The sequence below is a fragment of the Vibrio ezurae NBRC 102218 genome (assembly GCF_000467185.1).
Classification (GTDB): Bacteria; Pseudomonadota; Gammaproteobacteria; order Enterobacterales; family Vibrionaceae; genus Vibrio; species Vibrio ezurae.
This window is the reverse complement of the sequence record NZ_BATM01000014.1, coordinates 1-11,243: the sequence shown is the minus strand read 5'-3', so window position 1 is coordinate 11,243 and position 11,243 is coordinate 1. Positions and strand designations below refer to the sequence as shown.

10 protein-coding genes and 6 tRNA genes are annotated in these 11,243 nt (G+C 44.1%); 5 read left to right on the top strand and 11 right to left on the bottom strand.

The window, feature by feature from the left end; all coding sequences use genetic code 11:
• Window positions 1–64: 64 nt before the first annotated feature.
• The 9 genes from VEZ01S_RS06190 to uvrY form a co-directional block, all read right to left on the bottom strand.
• A tRNA-Leu gene (locus VEZ01S_RS06190) sits at window positions 65–151 on the bottom strand.
• A 76-nt stretch (window positions 152–227) separates the two neighbouring features.
• Window positions 228–303 (bottom strand) — tRNA-Gly (locus VEZ01S_RS06185).
• A 39-nt stretch (window positions 304–342) separates the two neighbouring features.
• A tRNA-Cys gene (locus VEZ01S_RS06180) sits at window positions 343–416 on the bottom strand.
• Window positions 417–484: 68 nt separating this feature from the next.
• A tRNA-Leu gene (locus VEZ01S_RS06175) sits at window positions 485–571 on the bottom strand.
• A 77-nt stretch (window positions 572–648) separates the two neighbouring features.
• A tRNA-Gly gene (locus VEZ01S_RS06170) sits at window positions 649–724 on the bottom strand.
• 18 nt (window positions 725–742) lie between these two features.
• Window positions 743–816 (bottom strand) — tRNA-Cys (locus tag VEZ01S_RS06165).
• Window positions 817–1,122: 306 nt separating this feature from the next.
• Window positions 1,123–1,677 (bottom strand): CDP-diacylglycerol--glycerol-3-phosphate 3-phosphatidyltransferase, encoded by a 555-nt coding sequence (gene pgsA / locus VEZ01S_RS06160; protein WP_021713156.1) that lies wholly within the window; start codon window positions 1,675–1,677, stop codon window positions 1,123–1,125.
• 77 nt (window positions 1,678–1,754) lie between these two features.
• Window positions 1,755–3,587, bottom strand: coding sequence for an excinuclease ABC subunit UvrC (gene uvrC / locus VEZ01S_RS06155; RefSeq protein WP_021713155.1), 1,833 nt, complete (start codon window positions 3,585–3,587; stop codon window positions 1,755–1,757).
• Window positions 3,587–4,231, bottom strand: coding sequence for a UvrY/SirA/GacA family response regulator transcription factor (gene uvrY / locus VEZ01S_RS06150; RefSeq protein WP_021713154.1), 645 nt, complete (start codon window positions 4,229–4,231; stop codon window positions 3,587–3,589). The genes uvrC and uvrY overlap by 1 nt, the downstream gene beginning before the upstream one ends.
• Before the next feature lie 380 nt (window positions 4,232–4,611).
• Here uvrY and VEZ01S_RS06145 point away from each other — a divergent pair, with 380 nt between their 5' ends.
• Together VEZ01S_RS06145 and VEZ01S_RS06140 are read left to right on the top strand one after the other, a co-directional pair.
• A complete protein-coding gene (locus VEZ01S_RS06145) occupies window positions 4,612–6,975 on the top strand; it encodes a DNA polymerase II (RefSeq protein WP_021713153.1) in 2,364 nt (787 codons plus the stop codon).
• 59 nt (window positions 6,976–7,034) lie between these two features.
• Complete coding sequence (locus tag VEZ01S_RS06140; RefSeq protein ID WP_021713152.1) at window positions 7,035–7,355, top strand: HI1450 family dsDNA-mimic protein; 321 nt, start codon at window positions 7,035–7,037, stop codon at window positions 7,353–7,355.
• Window positions 7,356–7,444: 89 nt separating this feature from the next.
• Here VEZ01S_RS06140 and VEZ01S_RS06135 read toward each other — a convergent pair whose 3' ends face one another.
• Window positions 7,445–7,669, bottom strand: coding sequence for a cysteine-rich CWC family protein (locus VEZ01S_RS06135; protein WP_040890323.1), 225 nt, complete (start codon window positions 7,667–7,669; stop codon window positions 7,445–7,447).
• Window positions 7,670–7,930: 261 nt separating this feature from the next.
• Between VEZ01S_RS06135 and VEZ01S_RS06130 the strand changes: the two genes are divergently transcribed.
• Entirely contained in the window at window positions 7,931–8,677 is a 747-nt protein-coding gene (locus VEZ01S_RS06130; RefSeq protein ID WP_021713150.1) for a hypothetical protein, read from the top strand.
• 85 nt (window positions 8,678–8,762) lie between these two features.
• The gene (locus VEZ01S_RS16955; RefSeq protein WP_255209330.1) at window positions 8,763–8,888 is read left to right on the top strand and encodes a hypothetical protein; all 126 of its coding nucleotides are present in this window, start codon (window positions 8,763–8,765) and stop codon (window positions 8,886–8,888) included.
• A gap of 148 nt (window positions 8,889–9,036) precedes the next feature.
• On the opposite strand, the gene VEZ01S_RS06125 is transcribed toward VEZ01S_RS16955, so the two are convergent.
• Window positions 9,037–9,879, bottom strand: a complete 843-nt coding sequence (locus VEZ01S_RS06125; protein WP_162889471.1) for an MFS transporter — start codon at window positions 9,877–9,879, stop codon at window positions 9,037–9,039.
• Window positions 9,880–10,050: 171 nt separating this feature from the next.
• On the opposite strand from VEZ01S_RS06125, the gene VEZ01S_RS06120 reads away from it, so the two are divergent.
• Window positions 10,051–11,220, top strand: coding sequence for a MerR family transcriptional regulator (locus VEZ01S_RS06120; protein WP_021713148.1), 1,170 nt, complete (start codon window positions 10,051–10,053; stop codon window positions 11,218–11,220).
• Window positions 11,221–11,243: the final 23 nt, after the last annotated feature.

Sequence of the window (11,243 nt, the reverse complement as noted above, 5' to 3'; positions counted from 1 at the left end):
TTTTCTTTTACAGGAACCGTTCGACTCCTAGTTACTTTAAAGCAGTAACTGACTTATAAATAGATGGTGCCCCGGGCCGGACTTGAACCGGCACAGCGCGAACGCCGAGGGATTTTAAATCCCTTGTGTCTACCAATTCCACCACCAGGGCACGCAAAACTTGTTGCGATGCCGATTACTGAAAAGTAAAACACCATCTGATATCGCTTACGCCATATCGTAAAATTTGGAGCGACACACGAGGTTCGAACTCGTGACCTCAACCTTGGCAAGGTTGCGCTCTACCAACTGAGCTAGTGTCGCATTATTTTTTTCAAAATAATAGTTGTTGCTAAAGAATAATGGAGGCGCCTCCCGGAATCGAACCGAGGTCCACGGATTTGCAATCCGCTGCATAGCCACTCTGCCAAGGCGCCATATTCTTTTGTTGAAGCTAAGCTTCATTTTTACATCAAGAGAACGACTTGGCCATACTCTAAATAGATGGTGCCCCGGGCCGGACTTGAACCGGCACAGCGCGAACGCCGAGGGATTTTAAATCCCTTGTGTCTACCAATTCCACCACCAGGGCACGCAAAACTTGTTGCGATGCCGATTACTGAAAAGTAAAACACCATCTGATATCGCTTAACGCCATATCGTAAAATTTGGAGCGACACACGAGGTTCGAACTCGTGACCTCAACCTTGGCAAGGTTGCGCTCTACCAACTGAGCTAGTGTCGCATATTCTCGTTAAGAGAATGGAGGCGCCTCCCGGAATCGAACCGAGGTCCACGGATTTGCAATCCGCTGCATAGCCACTCTGCCAAGGCGCCGTCGTACTGCTTAAGAGTTAATTCCTCTTGGGTACGGGGTGGCATTTTACGGATTCGACCCTGTGAGTCAATAAAATTTTTCGAATTATGATTCGTTTGCTCGCTTTACAAACAAACCCTAGCAAGATGGTTAGATAAGTATCAAAATTTGATTAAAATTCACCTAAATTGCTTTATTTTTCTTCAGGCTGTTTTTGAGTAACTCATTGTTTGTTTTGGTTTGATGTTCAAGGTTATGCAAAATAGGCACAACTAAAAGCTGAAGGCATAAAAAAACCAGCTTTCGCTGGTTATTTTATTTTTAAATTATTGGTCTGCGTGAAGCAAATCGTCTTTGGCGGCATTGAGATATTGCACCATAGACCACAGGGTGAGCACGGTCGCAATAAACAAAGAAAGGAAACCAATCCAAATCATCCAATCGTCATAGCGCCAGATCAGCACCCACAAAGCAAACATTTGCGCAAAGGTTTTCACTTTACCAATCCACGATACGGCAACACTGGCGCGTTTGCCGATTTCCGCCATCCACTCTCTTAATGCTGAGATAATGATTTCTCGGGAAATCATTATGATGGCTGGGACGGTAATCCAAATCGTATTGTAATGCTCTGCAATTAGTAATAGTGCCGTTGCCACCATCACTTTATCCGCGACAGGATCTAAAAACGCGCCAAAACGCGACGTCTGCCCTAACTTACGCGCCAACACCCCATCGAGCCAGTCAGTAAACCCGGCAACCCAAAACACCATTGCTGCTGTAAAAGGTGCCCATGAAAATGGCAGATAGAACGCAATGACAAACACTGGGATCAAGAATAGGCGAATCAAGGTAAGAATATTCGGGATAGTAAATCGCATTTTATTTACTCTGAAGGCACGTCAAATGGACATGCTTATTTGGCTATAGGTTTATCCCTAATGTTGCGGGATTTTAGTTAGTGTTGCAACGCTTGAACTATCTTTTCTGCTAAAGAATTACTGATACCTGGCACTTTGGCTATTTCTTCAGCGCTGGCTCTCTTCAGTTCTTGTAAACCGCCCATATATTTCAACAAAGCTTGCCTACGTTTTGGCCCTACTCCTTCAATGCCTTCCAATGCACTGGTGCGACGAGTTTTACCACGCTTCGCTCTGTGCCCGGCAATGGCATGATTATGGCTCTCATCACGGATGTGCTGCATTAAATGCAGCGCTGGCGCGTCGCTAGCCATATTAAACTCGTCACCTTCAGCAGTAATCATGGTTTCAAGACCCGGCTTACGTGTAACGCCTTTGGCGATGCCAATCAAACGTGGACGTTTCGGCCACTGCTCCCAATACTTAGAAATGATCTCAATCGCGCGATTCAGTTGTCCCTTACCACCATCAATGAAAATGATATCGGGAATTTTATCTACCTCTATCTGCTTAGAATAGCGACGCTCAAGTACCTGACCCATGGCCGCATAGTCATCACCACCGGTGATGCCGGTGATGTTGTAGCGACGATACTCTGGCTTAACTGGACCTTCATGATTAAACACCACACAGGACGCTATGGTGCTCTCACCCATGGTATGACTGATATCAAAACATTCCATGCGACGAATTGAATCCATATTCAGCACTTGCTGAAGCTCTTTGAACCTCTGCGAGATGGTCATCTTATGATTAATTTTAGTCGTAATTGCACTGAGTGCATTGGTATTTGCCAGTTTCAAATAGCGAGCACGATGCCCACTAGGATTGGTATGAAAACTGACGTGTCGGCCTGCCATCTGCGTCAATGCTTCTTGGAAAGGCTTTTCATCCTCAAGTAAACCCGAGGCGAACACTAAGCGACTGGGTAACCCCCTGCCCTCCGATTGATTCAAATAGTATTGGCTAATGAAACTATAAAAAATCTCTTCGGTTTGGCTGTTGTTGGGAATTTTTGGAAAGAAGCTGCGACTGCCGAGAATCTTACCCTGACGAATCATCAAGATATGAATACAAGCTACCCCAGATTCTTGAGCAAAACCGAGCACGTCAATATCATCAAAGCTGTCTTCGGAGACAAACTGCTGTTCTTGAATGCGGCGAATGGCTTGAATTTGATCACGAAACTGAGCCGCTTGCTCAAACTTGAGACTTCGGCTGGCTTCGTCCATTTTGGCAATCAACAACTCGACCACTTGTTTGTCTTTACCCTGCAAGAACAAACGCACCCATTGCACTAAGTCTTGATACTCTTCATCGGAGATAATGCTCTTCACACAAGGCGCTGCACATCGTCCAATTTGATACATCAAACAAGGCCGTGTTCGGTTAGCATATATAGTGTCTTCACATTGGCGCATCGGTAAGGTTTTTTGCAATAGATGCAACGTTTGGCGCACCGCTCCAGAGTCTGGATACGGACCAAAATACTCGCCCTTGCGCTTTTTTGAGCCGCGATGTAGCGACAAACGAGGATGCTTGTGATGACTGATGAAAATATACGGGTAGGATTTGTCGTCTCTGAGCAGCACATTGTACTTAGGTAAGTACTGTTTGATGTAGTTATGCTCAAGGATTAAGGCTTCGGTTTCGGTATGGGTAACCGTCACGTCGATGTGGTCAATGTGACTGACCAAGGCACGTGTTTTTTCGTTATCGAGCTTTTTTCTGAAGTAGCTACTAAGGCGTTTTTGAAGATCTTTCGCCTTGCCTACATAAATGACAACAGCCTCGGCGTTATACATTCGATAAACGCCGGGCTGATGTGTCACCGTTCTAAGAAATTCGGTTGAGTCGAACTGTGTTGCCACTACAGTGTCTCTGCATCCAACATTCCGTGACGAATGGCTAAATGCGTCAGTTCTACATCACCACTGATATCGAGCTTGTTGAACAGTCTATAACGGTAGCTATTCACCGTTTTAGGACTTAGGCTCAGTTGTTCAGAAATATCAGTCACTTTTTGTCCTTTAGTGATCATTAGCATGATTTGAAGCTCACGCTCAGAAAGATCTTTAAAAGGATTATCAGAAGAACTCGAGACTTGGCTTAGCGCCATTTGTTGTGCAATTTCAGGTGAAATATAGCGTTGACCGCTGTTCACCATACGAATTGCATTCACCATCTCATCTGGCCCAGCCCCTTTGGTCAAATAGCCAGACGCGCCAGCTTGCATCACCTTAGTTGGAAATGGGTTTTCAGTATGTACGGTCAATACAATGATTTTTATATCAGGGTTAAAACGCAATATTTTTTTTGTTGCCTCAAGGCCACCGATGCCCGGCATATTCATGTCCATTAGGATCACATCGGCATGATTATTTCGGCACCATTTTATAGATTCTTCACCACTTTCAGCTTCCCCTGCTACATTCATACCACGGACGTCTTCGATAATACGTCTTATCCCTGTGCGTACAAGCTCATGATCATCTACAAGGAAAACATTTATCAAACTTGTATCTCCACACTCTAATTCTTGGCTGCATAGAACGTCATGAAGTTATCATAACACGCGACCGTCATTCTACGTTATTGGCGTAGTTAACGACATCCAAATATGCTTAGTATTTTCGATATTACAATATTTTAGTGCAATTAATATGACACAGTCGTGCAATAAGATGCTTATTTGGTCAAATATCATACCGCACCTAACATATGCAATCAGTTTAAAAGCTTGCGAGTAAACCCACTTTGCAGTGCTTTTCTCCTGTCACATGGGAGCAAAAGATGACTATAAATTTACCTAGAATCATATTTAAATTCATATAAACACCTCAACAAGGGTTTGCTATCATAGTCGCTTCTAAGAGTAGTAAAAAGGTTTGCATATTGCGTTCAGGATTTATCTTAACCCGCCAAAGTAAAGATCTTGGCACTTCGAGCATCATCGAACTGTGGATTTCTACGGACGCCGGCCCTGCATTGGTTCAGATTCCACATCAAAAATCCGTATACTTTGTCGAAAGTGCCATACAAGAACAGGCAGAGCAATTAGCAAATCAGCATAAAATACCCTTAAAAACCAAAGCCCTACCTTTAAAAACATTTCAGTTAAAGCCTATTACTGCGTGCTATTTCCCTACCCGTAAATACGCGATGAATTTTGAGCAGATATTGTTAAACAACCACCTTCCTTGCTATGAATCGGATATTCGATTGGTTGATCGCTACTTGATGGAGCGCTTTATTCAAGGGCAGATCGACGTCAGCGGACAGGAAACGTACGCCAATGGCTACCTTAAAATATCCAATGCTCAATGTCGGGCGAGCAAAAGCTATACACCTCATTTATCCGTCGTTTCTTTAGACATTGAATGCTCAGCCCATGGCGTACTGTATTCTATTGGTTTAGATTCACCAATGGACAGCCGGGTGATCATGATAGGTGAACCTCAGCCAAGTGATGAGATGCCCATTCAGTGGGTGGAAAATGAAAATGCTCTGCTTCGAGCCCTCATTGATTGGTTTGTGCAGTTCGATCCCGACATTATTATCGGTTGGAATGTCATCGGCTTTGATATGCGCCTGTTGGTGCAGCGAGCCGAACAGCACAAGATGCGCCTCAACTTAGGGCGAGGCAAACAAAATTGCTACTACCGACAGTCGAATCAAAGCCAGCAAGGTTTTATCACCATTCCCGGGCGTGTGGTGGTCGATGGTATTGACGGCCTTAAATCGGCGACCTATTCATTTGATTCTTGGTCGTTAGAGTCTGTGTCTCAAGAGTTATTGCAGCAAGGCAAAGCCATTCACAATGTGCACGACCGCATGCAAGAGATCAATGACATGTTCCACCATGACAAACTCTCTTTGGCAAAATACAACTTGCAAGATTGTATATTGGTCAACAAGATCTTTCATAAAACCCACCTACTCGATTATCTGGTTCAACGCAGCAAACTAACCGGTTTATCTCTTGATCGAGTCGGTGGCAGTGTGGCGGCATTTTCTAACCTGTATCTGCCTCGTTTGCACCGTGGGGGCTATGTTGCGCCAAATCTAGTGCCTAATGATTGGATTGCCAGCCCCGGTGGCTTTGTTATGGATTCAAAGCCGGGCTTGTATGACTCGGTATTAGTGCTGGATTTTAAAAGTCTGTACCCCGCCATCATTCGCAGCTTCCTTATCGATCCTATGGGGCTCATTGAAGGTTTACAGCTAAAGATAGGCAATCAGGCAGATCAAGCCGTGCCCGGCTTTAGAAAGGCGCAGTTTCACCGCAGTAAACATTATCTGCCCAACTTAATCGAAGAGTTATGGCAAGCCCGTGATCAAGCTAAAAAAGAGAAAGAAGTAGCGTTTTCACAAGCCATTAAAATCATCATGAATTCATTTTATGGGGTATTAGGCTCTTCCGGTTGTCGCTTCTTTGACACGCGCTTGGCTTCTTCGATTACGTTACGCGGTCACGAAATCATGAAGACCACCCGTAAGCTGATTGAAGAACAAGGCTATGAGGTCATCTACGGTGATACCGACTCTACCTTTGTCTCGTTAAAAGGCGAATGCAGTGCCCAGCAAGCCAATGAAGTGGGTCACGCCCTGACCGCGCACATTAACGCTTGGTGGAAACAGCACCTTGCTGAGCAATACCAGCTCACTTCCCTACTTGAGTTAGAATACGAAACGCACTTTAACCGCTTTTTCATGCCGACGATTAGAGGCTCAGAAACGGGCTCTAAGAAACGTTACGCGGGCTTGATCAAAACCCAAAATGATTCACGCATCGTTTTTAAAGGTTTAGAAAGTGCGCGTAGCGACTGGACAGAACTGGCGCAAAGTTTTCAAGCCCGCCTATATGAGCTTATTTTTGATGGGCAAGATCCCACTCAGTTTATTGTCGATACCGTTGCCCAAGTAGAATCTGGCGCGTTAGACGACAAGCTTGTCTACCGTAAACGTCTGCGCAGAAAGCTCAATGACTACCAAAAGAACATACCACCACAAGTACGTGCTGCACGTTTAGCTGATGAAATCAATCAACAGCTCGGACGTCCTTTGCAATATCAAAACCGGGGGCGAATTGCGTATGTGATGACCCGAAGTGGCCCAGAACCCATCGAATTTGTGCGCAGTGCTTATGATTACGAGCACTATATTGAAAAACAAGTTAAGCCCATCGCCGATGCCATTTTGCCTTTTGTTGGCCTCAAATTTGATGATATTAATGCGCCGCAGATTGGCCTGTTCTAATTGCAACAAATTGCGAGTACAATCGCCTCAACAATTTAAGAGACCGCTAAGGGAATCCAATGACTGAACTCTTATCCTTTGATGACACCATCGACGCTGCTTACGACATTTTTCTAGAAATGGCTCCTGACAACCTTGAAGCAGCAGACGTTGCTTTATTTACACTGCAATTTGAAGACCGTGGCGCAGCAGAGCTAGTAGAAACCGGAGACGACTGGGCATCACATGTCGGATTTGAGGTGGATAAAGAAACTTATGCTGAAATCAAAATCGGTCTGGTGAATGAAACGGATGATGTGTTAGATGACGTATTTGCACGTATGCTGGTCTCACGCGATCCTGAGCACAAATTCTGTCATATTTTATGGAAGCGCGACTAAAGCTCACTTGTGTTTCTAAATGACATTTAAGCCCTATCATGTTGATATTATTAACGTATAGGGCTTTTTTATTTTCAGTTAAGCCAAGGTTATACGCTCGCCGAATCTTTTTGGAACTTACTCACACAAGACTTGCAAATACAGGCTTTGCCTTGTAAGTGCTCTGGAACCTGAGCTAACAGCCCTTTTGGAAACGTTATCGCAGGATCGGCGCACCAACAGGTTTTAGATTTATCGCCTTGGTTACCACAAGAGTTTCCTTTCCCGCATAGAGGGCAAATCAGAGCCTCAACTTTTATACGTGATATTTGCATTGTTACTACCTAATAACCAAAAACGACTGAACGACTTAGTGTATAAGCAAAGCCCATAAGAGCGAAGCACTATCCGAATATTATCTGCCACCGGCTTTAACATGCTCACCAAACTCTCTTTTTTACCATAAACTCCACTCATTAGGATAAGCTCCGCTTACAAAATACATCATCACCATAAATAGTTAACTGCTTGCATATCAGGTACTCTCTCTTATCGTTCATAAATTGTATTTATTGTTCATTGGAGTGTCTTTGTTTATGCCAAAACATGTTGCCTGTTTAACCCTATTTTGTGCCTGTGTGATTTCACCTGTTTCTTTTGCGGAGCAAAAAAGAGACATCTACGACAATGAAAACAAAAATGCCGACGACCCTACCCGCATTGTGACAAAGTTGGGCGTGGCTGCTGATTACAATTTTGAGTCTGAAAAGGCCGGTTACTCTATATCGGGCTCTCTGGGGTTAAGTGAGGCGCAAAAAATTAATGCGCGCTACCATCCCGATACTCAAGAGTGGAGCGTAGGCGGATCGTGGCTATTTGATATCGGTATCGTGAACTTTAACTTCGGTCACAGTGAGTACAGCGACGGTTCGAACTTCAATAATTACAGTATCGGCACGTTTTTGCCTTTATCGGTCTTTGGGATTGAACCTGCGGGGTGGCAAATTTTCCCAATGGCTGGATTTAACTACACCGATGGTGAACGACCGTTAAATGCCAATGATGAGTTCTATGATGAAAACAACCCGTTTGTCTTACACCCTAGCGATAGCACCGGTGGCTATGTCGGAGCGTTTTCCTTAAAGCCTATCAATGATAAGTTTACGGTTATGGCGTTTGCCGGTGCATCTATTGGTTCGGATGATTATTTTGGTTATTGGATGGGGGCAGGATCTGGCTATAACTTCACTAAGAAAGACAGCATTAGTTTACTGGCACTGGTATCAGACAATGACTACGGCTCAGATAAGAAAGTGATACTCTCCTATAGCCATACCTTCTAAAACAGCGCCAGCAACGCATAAATTCTGCCTTGGCAATTTACATCATCGTTTAAACCTAAATATAAGCGCGACCGTAGTGAGTAATATGGCGTACATCAGCAATAATGGTATCGCGCTTATGCTAGAGAGCCCTGAAGCTAAAAATGAGACCACTGCCGTACACAGCCAACACGCTGAAAACACAAGCGCATTGGCAATCCCAGCCAAGTGAGTGAACGGGGCGAGAGCTTGCCCTAAACACAATGGGAATAATACACCCAGCGCCATAATCACTAAGGCGACGGGTACGACCAAAGCCAGTAAATTAAGCCCGAAAATAGCTTGGTATAACAAACCACACCCTACAGAAAGTAAGGACACTAGCATTGAAAGGCGAATTTTTTCTCTGCTGGCACTTTAAAAAAGAAGCGGTTCGCAATATTACCCACCAGCCAACTTGCACCCAATAATAGTGCGATATGCCCGTAAAATATGGGACTATGACCCAGTGTTGTTTGAATCAAAAACGGCGCTACGGTATTAAACGCAGGCAAAATACTGTACAAAATTCCGCAGATAAGCGCGACACGCCGAAAAGTCACATTACCGACAATTTCACTAAAACTGCGTGTGACAAAGTGCGCGCTAAATCGCGTTCTGCGGTGTGTATCAGTAAACATAAACAGCAACAAACCTGCGCCTATTGCAACCCACACCGTCAATGCGTAAAACACCATGCTCCAACCAAAGTGTGCATCAATATATCCACCGATAAACGGAGATAACGTTAAGCCTAATGCAAACGAAATGGTGATCCAATTTACCGCCCGTAAATACTCTTCTCCATCAAACAAATCCTTGATTGCAGCCCTTCCACCTACCGCAACAAAGGATACTGCTAAACCTTGCAATAAACGCAAACCAATTAAAATATCAATATTTGGCGCAATAGCGGAAAGAAAAAGCGCAAAGATCAACACTATGCAGCCCATCAACATCGGTATTTTTCGACCAAATGCATCCACCACAAACCCTGCGACAATTTGTCCTATACCAAAACCCAATATCGCGGCCGAAAATGCCCACTGAGTTAGCGCTTCATTACTGGCAAGTGCCACCTGAATTGAGGGCAATGAAGGCACAATAATGTCAACGACAATGCCACCTAACGATACCAACACATACATCAATACCGCTAAATTGCGCTTTGAAGTCCCATCCATAGAGTAAAACCCTTGTTCCATCGTCGATTATGTACTTTTATGTCTACCATGTTATCGATATTTCATCAGATAGCGATATATTACAATATCTCTTAAACATAGATTCTATTTTGTATTGACCTGTCTATTACTTCATAGTTTAAGTTGACCTTATTCAAGCAAGGAAAGTGTATGTACCGTATATCAGAATTAGCACGCAAAGTGGGTTTGTCACGCTCAGCCCTACTCTATTATGAAAAGCTACAACTGATAAACGGAGCGCGTTTAGATAATGACTACCGCGTCTATACCGACAAAGACGTTCAGCGAGTATTGCTTATACAAACTCTGCAAGCCGCAGGTTTAACCCTCAAAGAATGCAAAGCTTGCTTGGATGCCAAAATCGACCGTCCATTGTTGGTTAATCGCCTACAAGCATTGGATAACGAAATTGAGCAAAAACAGCACTCTAGAAAAGTATTAGCGGCGTTACTCGGTGAAGAAAATCACAAACAATGGCACGAGAACATCAGCCAAATAGCGCCAGATGCCCATCTAGATTGGTTAATGAAACAAGGCTTTGACGAAAAAGAAGCGCTTAGATTGAAATGGTTATCGAAAGACATGAACGAACATCAAGATTATATGGCTGACTTTATGACAGTCTTTGAAACGCTCGACCGCTGGGGTCCAGGCAGTGAAGCTGAAACCTTAAAAGCACTTAATGCCATCCCTAACACCTGTAGCAAAATATTAGAGATAGGCGCAGGAAAAGGACTGGCGACTACAGTACTTGCCAATAACACCGACGCCATCATCACTACCGTTGACAATGAGCAAGCAGCCCTGACACGTTTAAGTGAACGCTTTGAACAAGACGGCCTAGCCTCTCGCATTGTGCCTGTGTGCGCCAGCATGACCGAACTGCCCTTTGCCGAGCAAAGCTTTGACCTTATTTGGGCAGAAGGGAGTGCCTATATCATGGGCGTAAATAACGCCTTACAGCAATGGCGATCACTGCTAGAAAAAGACGGCATCATCATGCTCAGTGACTTAGTTTGGCGCACACCAGAACCCACGGCGGAAGTGAAAAACTTCTTTAAAGGGGAATACCCCGACATGCAATCTATTGACATGAGAGTGCAGCAATTTAAAGCCGCAGGCTATGAGATCATCGAGCATTTCTCTTTGAGCGAAGCTGCATGGCAAAATTACTATTTGCCACTAAAAGAACGGGCGAATGAATTGCTACCTCATATGCCAGACTCAAACGCAATTACCGATATTCTTGCTGAAATCGATATTTATAAGCGTTATTTAGGTGAATTTGGTTATCAGATGTTTATCGCAAAGCGCTGCTAAGTCGCATAAATTATACCAATCAC